Here is a 12583-nt window from a genome sequence, read left to right on the forward strand (position 1 = left end):
GACGGTCAGCTCTCGCCGCGGCGACGGGCGGCCGGGCGGCGGGGACGCTCCGGGACGCGGCGGCGGCGCTCCGGTTCGCGCTGCCCGCGTGCCGGACGGCTGCGGGCACGCTCCGGCGCCGTCCGAACCGGCTCGTCGTCGTCGAAGTCCTCGCCCTCGTCGTAGGTGGCGTACTCGTCGTCGTCCGGCCCGGCCTCTCCCCGCTCCTCCCGGAGCGCGGTCTCGTGGTCCTTGACGACCTGGGAGTCCTCGATCTCGCCGCGCCAGCCCTCGACCGCGTCCGGGTCGAGCACGGTCTGGGTCATCACGTGCCGGACGAAGTGCTTCAGCTCCAGCCGGACCCGGCGGCCCTGGGCCCGCCACAGGTTGCCGGTGTGCTCGAAGAAGCCCTGCGGGTGGTACTCCAGCACGACCAGGATCCGGGTCAGCTCCGAGCCGACCTCGTGGAAGCTGACGGTGCCGTCGACCGAGCCCTTCTCGCCCTTGGACCGCCAGTGGATGAGCCGGTCCGGGATCTGCCGGACGATCGTCGACTCCCAGCTCCGGTGCGACCAGAGCACCTGCGCCTTCCAGGTCATCTTCTCGTCGGCGTCGCAGTCGGCCTGCTCGACCTTCTTCATGAAGCTCGGGAAGTCGCCGAACGTCGTCCACTGGTTGTAGGCGACCCGGACCGGCACGCCGACCTCGATCGTCTCGACGATGTTGGTGACCTTGAGCTTCTTGCCGCCGTCCTGGCCACCCTTGCGACCGAACGCCGCCATCAGCTTCTCCTTACCGCCGGCCACGCCGGCATGGAACATCGCCTTCACCGGGGACGTGCCCTCGGCGATCTTGCGCGCGCCGGTGGCGGCAGCGACCAGGCCGGGGTCACCGCCCCGCTTCGCGTACTCGCTGAGTCGTCCGGTCGCGTCGGTGACCCGGTCGGTGACGACCTGCACGGCCCGATCACCGAGGGCCGAGGCGAGATTGCGCAGTTCGCCGCCGATCTCGTCGCGTACCCGGTCGGTCAGGTTGCTCGTCGCCACTGCTCACCGCCCCCGATCGGCCCGGGCCGGCACCGGCTCGTCGGGCTGGTCGTCCAGCTCCGGCTCCTCGTCGGGTGCGGAACGCCCGGCCTCCGGCGCGGAGCGCGCCCCGTCCTCCCGGCCCGCGCCGCTCTTGCGGCGCAACGCGTCGGCACCGCCGCGCAGCCGCCCGCCGATCGCATCGATACCGCTGCCGGCGGCGGCGGTCGCGGCCGCCCGCCCGGCCGCCACCAGCGGCGGGCCCAGCCCGCCGAGGTTGCGCAACTGCGGGTTCGCGGCCATCAGGTCCGCGCCCATCTGCTTCAGACCGCCCGGGCGCCGGCTGGCCCGCCCGGCGGCGACCGCCGCCGCGAGCGTCAGCGCGGTACGCATCTTCTTCCGGCGGCCCAGCAGATATCCGAAACCGACTGCCAACGCCACCCGTGATCCGCTTTTCATCCGCTCTCCTTCGCGCTCTCCGGGAGGCGGAAATCGCGCCCCGGAGAGGCGGGCAGTACCCGTCACCCCTTCGGCAAAACATTTCCGCCGGAGCGCGAAACCGCCCATTGAGGCGGTACTGAGCAGGAGAAACGTCAATGGGGAGCGAAGGGCCTCAGCGGATCGGCAGGGCGGAATCCAGGCTCATCCGGGCGTGCAGGGTTCCGTCTTCCTCACGCAATTCCGCGCCGCATTTGCGCAGCACCGAGATCGCGCCCGCGTTGTCCGGAGTGGTGTTCGCGACCACCGTGTGCATCCCGGCCGCCGCGGCGACGTTCAGCAACTGCCGCAGCGCCGCGGCGCCCAGGCCCCGGCCCCGCGCCGACCGGCCCAGCCACATGCCGGTCTCCACAGTTCCCGGCTCGTCCCGGCGGGTCATCCGCACCATGCCGACCACCTCACCGCCGGAGACGATCGCGTACATGGCCGTGCGGGTCGGGCCGTTCAGTCCGCCGAGGCTGGCACGGTGGAACTCGCGGAACGCGTCGCGGCGGGCCAGCGACCAGCCCGCCGGGGCGTCCACCGGAGGCATGACGTCCTCCGGCTCCGCCTCAGCCGCCGCTACGGAGAGCAACGGTTCGAGGTTCCGTTCGTCCACCGGCTCCAGCCGTACAGCACCCGTCACGTCGCGCAGTCTGCCGCGCGCGGTCCGGGCCGTCCACCCCTTTGGGGAGGGATTGCCGCTATGGCCGACCGCCTCGTCCGGTCGTACCCCCAGGGTGTTCCCGCCTCACGCTGCGTTGTCATCCGACCGGCCGTTCCGTCGTGAGCGTGGTCACGCCGAGGGGTCGAACTCGCAGAGCACGGCCGAGGCGTCGTCGGTGCGCTTGTGCCGCCGCAACCGGTCCGGGTGGTCCCGCTCGGCCGCGCGAACCCGGCCGATCAGCCCCTCCGGCCCCTCCACCGCCAGCACCTCCAGCAGCCCGGCCCAGTCGAACAGCCCGAACTGGTCGACCGCGCAGGAGGCGCCGTCGCTGAGCAGCGCGGCCCGGCGCAGCGCCCCCGGACCGCGCAGCGGAAGCGTCCCGGTCAGCGCGTGGTACGCCGCGTCCGGGTCGCTCGCCGCCGCCCAGTAGCCGTGGGTGCGGTTCATCCGGGTCCGCTGCACCGTCGTCGCGCGCCGGAACCGGGTCACCGGGTCGGTCTCGCCGTCCGGCAGCGCGGCGGCGCCCCGGCGCAGGTCCGCCACCGCGTCGGCCAGCCGGTCGTCGGTGACCACCTCGATCCCCCGGCCGGTGTCGAGCACCAACGGGCTGTCGCAGAGCACCAGGTAGTCGACCCGGTCACCGCTGTGCCGCAGCAGGCAGACCGTGGACGACGGGGTGCCGGGATGGTCCAGGTCGCACGTCCCGCCGTGGTCGGCCCGCACCGCGAGGACGGCCGCCGCGAGGCTGCTCATCAGCGTGGCGGCGGGGCGGGCCGCGATCGCCAGGCCGATCCGGGCGGCCAGGTGCCGGACGTACCAGGCGGGACCGTGCACGCAGCCGGTGTCGAAGCCCTCGGGCACCGTCGCGCCGTCGAGGACGCCGACGAGCGGGCCGAACCGGAAGACCACGTCCTCGTTCTCCGGCCGCCCGGGCGCCGGGTCGGAGGCGGAACGCACCCGCATCACCGGCGCCTCCGTGGCCGGGCGGGCCGGCCTGCTGCCGATCGCGTACCGGCGGTCTGGTGCCCCCATCGTCGGCCTCCGTTCGTCGTCGGCCGCCTACCCGGCCCGCGCCCGGTCATCCGCCGCCGACCCGATCGAGGTAACCGTGCGTCATCTTCTCCGGACCTTCGGTAGCGTCGGACGCGACCGGGTCGGTCCCGGTGACAGGGGGTACGAGATGTTGGAGCGGTTGCACGAGGGCGGCATCCGGGCGGAGCACGCCTACCTCGCCGGGTTCGTCAGCATCGGCCTCTCGGTCACCAGCTGGTTCCTCTCCAAGCACATGGAGCGCGCCGGGGTGGCGCGGGCGGACCGCTGGGGGATCTTCATCGGCGAGTGGGCGCCGACGTTCTTCGCCATCGGCAACGGGCTGCGCACGTACGAGAAGTGAGGCTCGTCAGCGGCGCCGGTTACGGGCGCGTGACGAGCGCAGCCGGCGCAGCCGACCGATCAGCACCGGCTCGGCGGCGAGCGCGGCCGGCTGGTCGAGCAGGGCGTTGAGCAGCTGGTAGTAGCGGGTCGCGGAGAGCCCGAACGTGTCCCGGATGGCCTGCTCCTTTGCGCCGGCGTGCTTCCACCACTGCGCCTCGAACGCGAGGATCCGCCGCTCCCGCTCGGTCAAGCCGTCCGGCGTCGCGCCCGCACCGGCCACGCCCGCATCCGCCGCATCCGGAGCGGCCTGCTCGACCGGCGCGGTCGACTCGACAGGCGGCGACCCGGGCTCAGCCGGCCGAACGGACTCCGACGGCGGGACCGGCTTCGACGGCGCCGTCGACTCGACGGGCGGAGCGGTCCGCGGTGGCGGTACGGTCCCGCCCGCGTGGCGCGTACCCGCTGTCGTCCCTGACAGGTCGGGCCGGTCGACGGCGGCCCGCTGCGAGGCGTCGGCGGACATGACGCTCCTCTCCGACGGCGGGTGACCGGCACGCGGAACGCGCCGGCCGGGGGAGCCCCAGCGTAACCAGGGCCGCCCCCGGCCGCATCGGACGCGGGGTCCGCGCCGCCGGCCGGAGCCGGCGGCGCGGACGAGGTCAGGCGATGTCCCGCCGCCGCATCGTCCAGAACGCGGCCACGAGCGCGCCCACCAGGGCGACGCCGAACACCACCGCCGACTGCTGCCAGGTGACCATGTACGTGGCCGGCTCGCAGGAGCCCTGGGAGAACTGGCAGGTGTCGTAGTCGAACAGCTCCGCCTGCTTCAGGAACCACGACTGGGCATACGTGGACAGCACGTACCGGTCACCGAACTGGACGCCGAGCACGGCGACCGCGATCCGGATGCCGATCTCGCTCACCGCGAAGATCCCCACCGCCGCGCCGAGCGCCATCGCCGTGTGCCGGCCGAGCGAGGCCAGCGCGAACCCGATCGCCGCCACCATCAGCGTCATCCCCAGCGCGCGCAGCCCGTCCAGCCCGATCGACTGCCACACTCCGGCGGTCATCTTCGCGGTGCTGCCGCGCTGGCTGGCGATCAGCCAGAACGCCGCCGTCCAGAGGGCGCCGAGCACCACGGTCAGGCCGAACACGGTGGTGAGCAGGGCGGCCAGCTTCGTGCCCAGCACGGTGAGCCGTTTCGGCCGCCAGAGCAGCAGGTTCATCATCCCGCCGGTGTTCCACTCGGCGCCCACGAAGGAGGCGCCGACGATGAAGCCGAACAGCGCCACGGAGGCGGCGAACACGGCGATGAACAGGGGGAACTCGGCCCGGAAGTCGAACTGGTACGGCAGGTACCACTTCGCCTCGAACATGTCGGGCTGCGGCTGGTAGTCCTTGCCGCAGTTCGGGCCGTACCGCTCCTCGGTGTTGTCGCCCCGGGCCGCGGCGGCCTCACACTCCCCGACGGTGCGCTTCCACTCCGTCATCGCGCTCTGGTAGTCGTTGTTCGCCTTGGCCTCGGCCTCGGCCACGGCGGCGGGCGACAGCTTCTCGCTGGAGAAGCTGAACGCGGTAGCGACCGTGGCCAGGCCGACCACCAGCAGCACGAGCATCAGCCGGGTCACCCGGCGCTTGCCGAGCCGGCGCAGCTCGGTGACGAACAGGCTCATGCGCCCCAACCTCCTGCGGTGCCGGCCTGGTCGACCTTGGCGGACTGATCGACCTGACGGTGCTGGCCGGGGACCGGCGCGGTGGCGGTCAGTTCGAGGAAGACGCTCTCCAGGTCGACAGCGACCGGGGTGAGCTCACTGACGTAGAGGCCCTGCTCGGCGAGGAGCCGGCTGACGGTGGCCGGCTTGTCCACACCGGACAGCAACAGGTGGTCCGGCTCGGTGGCGACGCGGACACCGGCGCGGGTGAGCGCGTCGGCGGCCTGGGGCAGGTCGCTGACCGCCTCCAGGCGTACCCGCACGGAGCCCTGGGAGTGGGCCGCGAGCACCTGCTCGACCGGCCCGAACGCGACCCGGCGGCCGAGCGAGATGATGGTGACCGAGTCGCAGATGAGCTGGATCTCGCCCAGGATGTGGCTGGAGAGCACCACGGTCATGCCGTTCTCGGACAGGTCCCGCATCAGCCCGCGCATCTCCCGGATGCCGCCCGGGTCGAGGCCGTTCGCGGGCTCGTCGAGGATCAGCAGCTTGGGGTTCTTGAGCAGCGCGGAGGCCACAGCGAGCCGCTGCTTCATGCCGAGCGAGTAGGTCTTCACCCGCTCGCCGGCCCGGTCGCGCAGCCCGACCAGCTCCAGCACCTCGTCCACGCGCTGCTTGGGCAGCTCACCGGCCTGGGCCAGCAGGCCCAGCGTGTCGCGGGCGGAGAAGTGCGGGAAGAACTGCGGACTCTCCACGATGGCGCCGACCTGCCCGGCGACCGCCGGGAGCGCGTGCGGCAGCTCCTGGCCGAGAATGGCCATCCGGCCGCCGTTGGGCCGGATCAGGCCGAGCAGCGTACGCAGCGTGGTGGTCTTGCCCGAGCCGTTCGGGCCGAGGAAGCCGTGCACCTGGCCGGCCTCGACTCGCATGTCGAAGCCGTCGAGCGCGTGGCGGACCCCGCGTTTCCGGCTCCGGTACGTCTTGCGGAGACCTTCGATCTCCAGGACAGCCGACACAGCTGACCTCCCCCGATAAGTAGGCGTCAGCGACACCATACGCGGTATGCACGCGAAGGCAATACCCGGTATGCAGTGTCGGCGTGTCAAGAAGGGGCCCCTCCTCCACCGCAGGCGTTAAGAAGGGGCCCCTCCTCTACCGCAGGCGTTAAGAAGGGGCCCTTCCTTGCGCCTCAGGCGCAGACGACGTGCACGCCCGCGTCGCGGAACGCCGCCACCACGTCGGGAGACGCGCCGGAGTCGGTCACCAGCGTCTCGATCCGGTCCACCGGGCAGATCCGGGCGAACGCGTGCCCGCCGAGCTTGGAGGAGTCCGCTATCACGACGACCCGCTTGGCCCGCGCCACCATGAGGCTGTTCATGGCCGCCTCGCCCTCGTGGTGCGCGGCGGCGCCGAGCTGCGGGTCGATCGCGTCCACGCCGAGCAGCGCGACATCCAGCGTGACCTCGCGCAGCAGCGCGCCGCCGAGCGGGCCGACCAGCTCGAACGACTTCGGCCGGACCACGCCGCCGGCCACCACCACCTTCATCCGCGAGCGCACCAGCAGCTCGTTGGCGATGTTCAGCGCGTTGGTGACCACTGTGAGCTGGGCGCCCTCGGCGCTGGTGTTGAGATCGGGACGGACGGCCAGCGCCCGCGCCACCTCGGTGCTCGTGGTGCCGCCGTTGAGGCCGACGACGGTGCCCGGCGACACGAGCGCGGCGGCCGCGGCGCCGATCCGCTGCTTCTCGGCCGAGTGCTTGGCGGTCTTGTAGCGCAGCGGCAGGTCGTAGGAGACGCCGTTGGCGACCGCGCCACCCCGGGTACGGGTGATCATCTGCTGCTGGGCGAGCTGGTCGAAGTCACGGCGGATGGTGGCCTGGGAGACGTCGAGCCGCTCGGCGGCCTCCTCGACGGTGACCCGCCCGCTGTCGGTCAGCATCTCCAGCAGCGCGTTCCAGCGCGCGTAGCGGTCCACCGCGGGGCCCTCCCCAGACTGTGCGTGAACGGTGATCGGTTTCGTGCACACTAGTGCGCGAAACTGGGTCCGCGCAAAACCCCGCGCTGCGCGAACCGGGAGACGGTTGCCACGACCACCCCGCTTCGCGCAGAATGACGCGCGAAAGGCGGCCATATCGCGCCGTATTGCGCAAGGTCTCCCCCGGCGAGGAGTTGTCATGGCGTACGTGCACGCGGAGATCGCGAGCCAGCCCGACTGCTGGCGGGAGGCGGCGCGACTCGCCCCGACCGTCGCCGAGCACCTGCCGCGCCCCGGCGAGCGGGTCGCCGTGGTCGGTTGCGGCACGTCGTGGTTCATGGCCATGGCGTACGCCGGGCTGCGCGAGGCCGCCGGCCAGGGCGAGACCGACGCCTTCCAGGCCAGCGAGTTCCCGGTCGGCCGCCAGTACGACCGGCTCATCGCGATCACCCGCTCCGGCACCACCACCGAGGTGCTCGACCTGCTCACCGCGCTGCGCGGGCGGATCCCCACCACGGTCCTGGTCGGCGACACGGACTCGGCAGCCGTCACGCTCGCCGACGCCACTGTCGCGCTGCCCTTCGCCGACGAGCGGTCGGTGGTGCAGACCCGCTTCGCCACCACCGCGCTCGCGCTGCTGCGTGCCCACCTCGGCGAGGACCTCGGCCGCCTGGCCGCCGACGCCGAGGTGGCCGTACGCGCCCCGCTGCCGATCGACCCGGCCGGCATCGAGCAGGTCACCTTCCTCGGTCGCGGCTGGACCGTAGGGCTGGCCCAGGAGGCCGCGCTGAAGTGCCGCGAGGCGGCCACGTTCTGGGCCGAGGCGTACCCGGCCATGGACTACCGGCACGGCCCGATCTCGATCGCCGCCCCCGGCCGGCTGGTCTGGGCGCTCGGCGAGATCCCGGACGGCCTGCCCGAGGACGTGGCCGCGACCGGCGCCACGTTCGTGCACAGCCGCACGCACGGCTGGCGCACGGTGCTGACGAGCTGGTCGGCCGGCCGCAACCCGGTCGACCCGATGGCCGACCTGATCCTGGCCCAGCGTTTCGCGGTCGCGCTCGCCACCAGCCGTGGCCTCGACCCGGACGCGCCCCGGCATCTCACCCGGTCCGTGGTCCTGGCATGAGCGAACGCACCGAGCGCAGCGAGGGCCGTGAGCGCATGCCCAGCCGGCACAGCATGAGCGAGCGAAGCGAGCGCAGCGAGGGCCGTGAGCGCATGCCCAGCCGGCACAGCGTGAGCGAGCGAAGCGAGCCCACGGCGTGAGCGCGGGCGACGAGGTCGTCGTCGCGCTGGACGTGGGCGGCACCGGGATGAAGTGCGCCCTGGTCCGGCCCGACGGTACGACGGTGCACACCGAACGGCACGCCACCGGCGCGCAGCGCGGTCCGGAGGCCGTGGTCGGCACGATCCTCGACGTGGCCGAAGGGCTGGCCGGGAAGGCCCGCGCCGACGGCCGTACGCCGGTGGCCTGCGGCATCGCCGTACCCGGTGTGGTCGACGAGGCGCGCGGCGTGGCGGTCTGGTCGGCGAACGTGGGCTTCCGGGACGTACCCCTGCGGGAGCTGGCGGCCACGCGGCTGGGACTGCCCGCGGCGCTCGGCCACGACGTGCGTGTCGGCGGCCTGGCCGAGGCGCGGCTCGGCGCCGGGCGGGACGCCGGCCACGTCCTGTTCGTCGCGATCGGCACCGGCATCGCCGCCGCCCACGTGGTCGACGGGTCGGCCGCCACCGGCGCGCACGGCGCCGCCGGGGAGATCGGCCACATCCTGGTACGCCCCGGCGGCCCGCGCTGCGGATGCGGGCGGGCCGGCTGCCTGGAGGCGGTGTCGTCGGCCTCGGCGATCGGACGCCGGTACGCCGAGCTGTCCGGCGCGCCCACCACCGCGGCAGAGGTAGCCGACCGGGCGGCCGCGGGTGAACCGCTCGCCGTCGAGGTGTGGCAGGAGGCGGTCGAGGCGCTCGCCGACGGACTCGCCACCGGGCAGGCGCTCTACGATGTCTCGACAGTGGTGCTCGGCGGCGGGCTGGCCCAGGCCGGTGCCCGGCTGTTCGACCCGCTGCGGACGGCGTTGCGCGAGCGGCTGACGTTCCACCGCGAGCCGCGCCTGGTCGCGGCCGACCTCGGTGACGAGGCCGGCTGCCTGGGCGCCGCCCTGCTGGCCCTGGACACCCTGGCGAAGGAGAGTCGATGACCCGGCGCGTGACCGGCAAGGTGGTGACCCCGACCGGCGTCATCCGGCAGGGTTGCGTGGAGATCGCGGACGGGCGGATCACAGCTGTCGCCGAGTACCCGTCGGTGCGCGACGGCCACTGGATCGTGCCGGGCTTCGTGGACATGCACACCCACGGCGGCGGCGGGCACACGTTCACCACCGGCGACCCGGAGTCGGCGCGGCAGGCCGCCGCGTTCCACAGCGGCCACGGCACCACCACGCTGCTGGCCAGCCTGGTCAGTTCCCCGTTCGAGCTGATGCGCGACGCCACCGCCGCCTACCGCCCGCTGGTCGAGGCGGGCGTGCTCGCCGGCATCCACTTCGAGGGCCCGTACCTGTCCGCCGACCGCTGCGGCGCGCAGAACCCGGAGTTCCTCCGCGACCCCTCCACGGCCGAGCTGACCGAGCTGATCGAGCTGGGCGGCGGCGCCGTACGCATGGTCACGATCGCTCCCGAGCGGGACGGCGCCACCAAGGCGATCGAGTTGCTGGTGTCGCACGGCGTGGTCGCGGCGGTCGGGCACACCGACGCCACCTGGGAGCAGACCCGGGCGGCGGTGGCCGCGGGCGCGAGCGTCGGCACCCACCTGTTCAACGGGATGCGCCCGGTGCACCACCGCGAGCCCGGCCCGGTGGTGGCGCTGCTGGAGGCCCCGAACGTGGTCTGCGAGCTGGTCGCCGACGGGGTGCACCTGCACGACGGAATGCTCGGCTTCGCCACCTCGGTGGCCGGCCCGGAGCGGGCCGCGCTGATCACCGACGCGATGGCCGCAGCCGGCATGCCCGACGGCGAGTACGAGCTGGGCGGCCAGGAGGTCACGGTGGCCGGCGGGGTGGCAAGGCTCAGCCACAACGGCGCGATCGCCGGCAGCACGCTCACCATGGACGCGGCGCTGCGGCACGCGGTCGGCGCGGGCGTGGCCCTGCCGGACGCCTGCCGGATGGTCGCCACCACCCCGGCCCGCGCGATCGGCCTGGGCGACCGGGTGGGCGCCCTCCAGACCGGCCTGCGCGCCGACCTGGTGGTGCTCGACGACGACCTGAACGTGGTACGGGTGATGCGCGGCGGCGACTGGCTGGAGTGATCCGCCCGGGCGTCAGGCGGTGGGCACCTCGACGCCGAGCACCGCCTGCTCGTCCGGGCGGTGCACCAGCACGTCGGCCAGGTACGACTGCACCGCCTGACGCATCCCGACGTCCCGCCCGGCCTGCTCGGACAGCAGCCACTTGTGCTCGATGATCTGGGCGAACAGCTCCTGCGGCTCCAGCTTGCGCCGCAGGTGCCCGGGGACCGCCCGGACCACCGGTTCGAAGACCTCGGTCAGCCAGCGGTGCGCCGCCTGCTGCTCGTCGGTCAGGTCGCTCTCCAGCCGGTAGGCGTCCAGGTCGTTGAGGAGCTTGCGGGCCTGGTTCTCCTCCGCGTCCAGGCCGGTCAGGCGCAGCAGCCGCCGGGTGTGGTAGCCGGCGTCGACCACCTTCGGCCGGACCAGGTAGCGCCCGTTGTCGACTGTCGACATGGCCACCTCGGCCACGTCGAAGCCCAGCTCGTTGAGGCGGCGGATGCGGCGCTCGATGTCGTGCCGGGCGGCACGCTCGACCTGCTGCTCGTACGTGATCTCGTGCCAGAGCCGCTCGTAGCGCCGCACGACTTCCTCGCAGACCACCTCCGGGTCGATCGACTCGTGCAGCAGGCCCGCGGCCTGGAGGTCGAGCGCCTCGCCGAAGATGTTGAGCCGGGCGATCTCCAGGTCCTCGCCGCGCTGGCCGTTGGACAGCGACGGGTACAGCGCCCCGGTCTCGGCGTCGACCAGGTACGCGGCGAACGCGCCCGCGTCGCGCCGGAACAGCGTGTTCGACAGCGAGCAGTCGCCCCAGAAGAACCCGGTCAGGTGCATCCGCACGATCAGCGCGGCCAGCGCGTCCAGCAGCCGGTTCATCGTCTCCGGGCGCAGCGTGTTGGAGAACAGCGCCCGGTAGGGCAGCGAGAACTGGAGGTGCCGGGTGATCAGCACCGGGTCCAGCGGCTCGCCGTCGTCGGTCTGCCGGTCGGCCACGATCGCGATGGCCTCGACCGACGGGAAGTCGATCCGTTCCAGGGCCCGCAGCAGGTCGTACTCGCGCTCGGCGACCCGCTCGCCGGTCTCCTTCACCGCGTAGACGTACTCGCCCAGCCGGACGAACCGCACGATGTGCCGGGAGATGCCCTGCGGCAGCGCCACCAGGTGCTCGGCAGGCCACTGCTCCAGCGGGGTCGACCAGGGGAGGTCGAGCAGCGCCGGGTCGACGAGAGCCGAGGTGATCCGCACGGCAACCAGTGTGACCGCTGACCCCCGCGCCGCGCTTCCCTTCGTGGCTGGGCACACAGCCGCCGATGCCCGCGCCGCTCGGCCGCCGCCCGCGGCCGGTAGCGTGGTCGCGTGCGTCAGACCTCGGGGGTACGCGATGACCTGCGGCTGCGGCCGGTCCGGCCGGCCGGGTGGTGGTTCGACGGGCTGCTGCTCGCGGCAGTGGTGGCGCTGACCGTCGCGCTCGCCGCAGGTCACCTGTTCGGCCTCGACCGGGCGGTCGCCGACTGGTCCGACGACAACCGCCCAACCGCCGCCCGCTGGGTGGCGATGACGCTGAACCTGCTCGGGCAGGGCACCCCGCTGACGCTGCTCGCGGCCGGGCTGGGTGTGCTGCTGGCGCTGCGGCTGCGCTCGGTTCGGCCGCTGCTGCCGCCGGTGGTCGGGTTCGTGCTCACGTTCTTCACGGTCGGCCCGCTGAAGGTGTGGACGGCGCGCCCGGCACCGAGCGCCTCGGTCAAGGAGCCGTTCCTGTCGCCCGAGCAGACGCTGCCGCTGTTCCAGCACGACCTGCCGGTGCGGTTCGCGCAGTCGTACCCGTCGGGGCACGTCGCCAACGCGATCGTCTGGTACGGCGTGCTGGCGCTGCTGCTGGCCCCGCTGGTGCGCACGCTCGGCCGTACCGTGCCGTCCCGGCTGGTCACCGTGGTCCGGGTGGTGCCGCCCGCGGTGGTCTTCTGCACCACCGTCTACCTGGGCTGGCACTGGCTGACCGACTCGGTCGCCGGGCTGCTGCTCGGCCTGCTGCTGGACCGCCTGCTGCGCCGGGTGCCCTGGGACGACCTGCCGCTGCCCCGCCGCCTCGGCGACTGGGGACGCCCGGTCGCCTGGTCCGCCCCGCCCGCCAGCTCCTCGGCGCGGTGACGGGCG

General features: G+C 73.4%; 14 protein-coding genes. 5 read left to right on the forward strand and 9 right to left on the reverse strand.

All coding sequences use genetic code 11. The features are described from left to right. Window positions 1-5 precede the first annotated feature (5 nt). The 4 genes from Q3W68_RS13015 to Q3W68_RS13030 all read right to left on the reverse strand — a co-directional run bounded on the left by Q3W68_RS13015 (window position 6) and on the right by Q3W68_RS13030 (window position 3180). A complete protein-coding gene (locus Q3W68_RS13015) occupies window positions 6-1025 on the reverse strand; it encodes an SRPBCC family protein (protein WP_302905617.1) in 1020 nt (339 codons plus the stop codon). A gap of 3 nt (window positions 1026-1028) precedes the next feature. Next, window positions 1029-1463, reverse strand: a complete 435-nt coding sequence (locus Q3W68_RS13020; protein ID WP_302905618.1) for a hypothetical protein — start codon at window positions 1461-1463, stop codon at window positions 1029-1031. 154 nt (window positions 1464-1617) lie between these two features. Then, window positions 1618-2127 carry a GNAT family N-acetyltransferase gene (locus tag Q3W68_RS13025; protein WP_302905619.1) on the reverse strand — a complete coding sequence of 170 codons (510 nt, stop codon included), beginning with the start codon at window positions 2125-2127 and terminating at the stop codon, window positions 1618-1620. A gap of 150 nt (window positions 2128-2277) precedes the next feature. Next, window positions 2278-3180 carry a hypothetical protein gene (locus tag Q3W68_RS13030; RefSeq protein ID WP_302905620.1) on the reverse strand — a complete coding sequence of 301 codons (903 nt, stop codon included), beginning with the start codon at window positions 3178-3180 and terminating at the stop codon, window positions 2278-2280. Window positions 3181-3328: 148 nt separating this feature from the next. On the opposite strand from Q3W68_RS13030, the gene Q3W68_RS13035 reads away from it, so the two are divergent. Beyond that, window positions 3329-3541 carry a hypothetical protein gene (locus Q3W68_RS13035; protein WP_013288875.1) on the forward strand — a complete coding sequence of 71 codons (213 nt, stop codon included), beginning with the start codon at window positions 3329-3331 and terminating at the stop codon, window positions 3539-3541. Window positions 3542-3547: 6 nt separating this feature from the next. Here Q3W68_RS13035 and Q3W68_RS13040 read toward each other — a convergent pair whose 3' ends face one another. The 4 genes from Q3W68_RS13040 to Q3W68_RS13055 all read right to left on the reverse strand — a co-directional run bounded on the left by Q3W68_RS13040 (window position 3548) and on the right by Q3W68_RS13055 (window position 7149). Next, window positions 3548-4045: a DUF3263 domain-containing protein gene (locus Q3W68_RS13040; protein ID WP_302905621.1), complete on the reverse strand. Its 498-nt coding sequence runs from the start codon at window positions 4043-4045 to the stop codon at window positions 3548-3550. Window positions 4046-4181: 136 nt separating this feature from the next. Beyond that, window positions 4182-5195: an ABC transporter permease subunit gene (locus tag Q3W68_RS13045; RefSeq protein WP_302905622.1), complete on the reverse strand. Its 1014-nt coding sequence runs from the start codon at window positions 5193-5195 to the stop codon at window positions 4182-4184. Next, window positions 5192-6190: an ATP-binding cassette domain-containing protein gene (locus Q3W68_RS13050; RefSeq protein ID WP_302905623.1), complete on the reverse strand. Its 999-nt coding sequence runs from the start codon at window positions 6188-6190 to the stop codon at window positions 5192-5194. Before Q3W68_RS13050 ends, Q3W68_RS13045 begins: the two co-directional genes overlap by 4 nt. Before the next feature lie 173 nt (window positions 6191-6363). Further along, window positions 6364-7149, reverse strand: a complete 786-nt coding sequence (locus Q3W68_RS13055) for a DeoR/GlpR family DNA-binding transcription regulator (protein WP_302905624.1) — start codon at window positions 7147-7149, stop codon at window positions 6364-6366. Window positions 7150-7348: 199 nt separating this feature from the next. Between Q3W68_RS13055 and Q3W68_RS13060 the strand changes: the two genes are divergently transcribed. The 3 genes from Q3W68_RS13060 (at window position 7349) to nagA (ending at window position 10453) form a co-directional block, all read left to right on the forward strand. Next, window positions 7349-8278, forward strand: coding sequence for an SIS domain-containing protein (locus tag Q3W68_RS13060; RefSeq protein WP_302905625.1), 930 nt, complete (start codon window positions 7349-7351; stop codon window positions 8276-8278). Window positions 8279-8465: 187 nt separating this feature from the next. After that, entirely contained in the window at window positions 8466-9347 is an 882-nt protein-coding gene (locus tag Q3W68_RS13065; protein ID WP_302905704.1) for an ROK family protein, read from the forward strand. Continuing rightward, window positions 9344-10453, forward strand: a complete 1110-nt coding sequence (gene nagA, locus Q3W68_RS13070; RefSeq protein ID WP_302905626.1) for an N-acetylglucosamine-6-phosphate deacetylase — start codon at window positions 9344-9346, stop codon at window positions 10451-10453. Before Q3W68_RS13065 ends, nagA begins: the two co-directional genes overlap by 4 nt. 12 nt (window positions 10454-10465) lie before the next feature. Here nagA and Q3W68_RS13075 read toward each other — a convergent pair whose 3' ends face one another. Then, complete coding sequence (locus tag Q3W68_RS13075) at window positions 10466-11674, reverse strand: DUF4032 domain-containing protein (protein ID WP_302905627.1); 1209 nt, start codon at window positions 11672-11674, stop codon at window positions 10466-10468. A gap of 141 nt (window positions 11675-11815) precedes the next feature. Between Q3W68_RS13075 and Q3W68_RS13080 the strand changes: the two genes are divergently transcribed. After that, window positions 11816-12577, forward strand: a complete 762-nt coding sequence (locus Q3W68_RS13080) for a phosphatase PAP2 family protein (protein ID WP_302905705.1) — start codon at window positions 11816-11818, stop codon at window positions 12575-12577. The last annotated feature ends 6 nt before the right edge of the window (window positions 12578-12583 follow it).

The sequence above is a fragment of the Micromonospora sp. C28ISP2-4 genome, from assembly GCF_030519385.1.
GTDB classification, from domain to species: Bacteria; Actinomycetota; Actinomycetes; order Mycobacteriales; family Micromonosporaceae; genus Micromonospora; species Micromonospora tulbaghiae.

Bases quoted from the DNA above. Each gene is read 5' to 3' on its own strand.
- Q3W68_RS13035 (WP_013288875.1), top strand. From the start codon at position 3,329: ATGTTGGAGCGGTTGCACGAGGGCGGCATCCGGGCGGAGCACGCCTAC.
- Q3W68_RS13060 (WP_302905625.1), top strand. From the start codon at position 7,349: ATGGCGTACGTGCACGCGGAGATCGCGAGCCAGCCCGACTGCTGGCGG.
- Q3W68_RS13040 (WP_302905621.1), bottom strand. From the start codon at position 4,045: ATGTCCGCCGACGCCTCGCAGCGGGCCGCCGTCGACCGGCCCGACCTG.
- Q3W68_RS13030 (WP_302905620.1), bottom strand. From the start codon at position 3,180: ATGGGGGCACCAGACCGCCGGTACGCGATCGGCAGCAGGCCGGCCCGC.
- Q3W68_RS13065 (WP_302905704.1), top strand. From the start codon at position 8,466: ATGAAGTGCGCCCTGGTCCGGCCCGACGGTACGACGGTGCACACCGAA.
- nagA (WP_302905626.1), top strand. From the start codon at position 9,344: ATGACCCGGCGCGTGACCGGCAAGGTGGTGACCCCGACCGGCGTCATC.
- Q3W68_RS13045 (WP_302905622.1), bottom strand. From the start codon at position 5,195: ATGAGCCTGTTCGTCACCGAGCTGCGCCGGCTCGGCAAGCGCCGGGTG.
- Q3W68_RS13020 (WP_302905618.1), bottom strand. From the start codon at position 1,463: ATGAAAAGCGGATCACGGGTGGCGTTGGCAGTCGGTTTCGGATATCTG.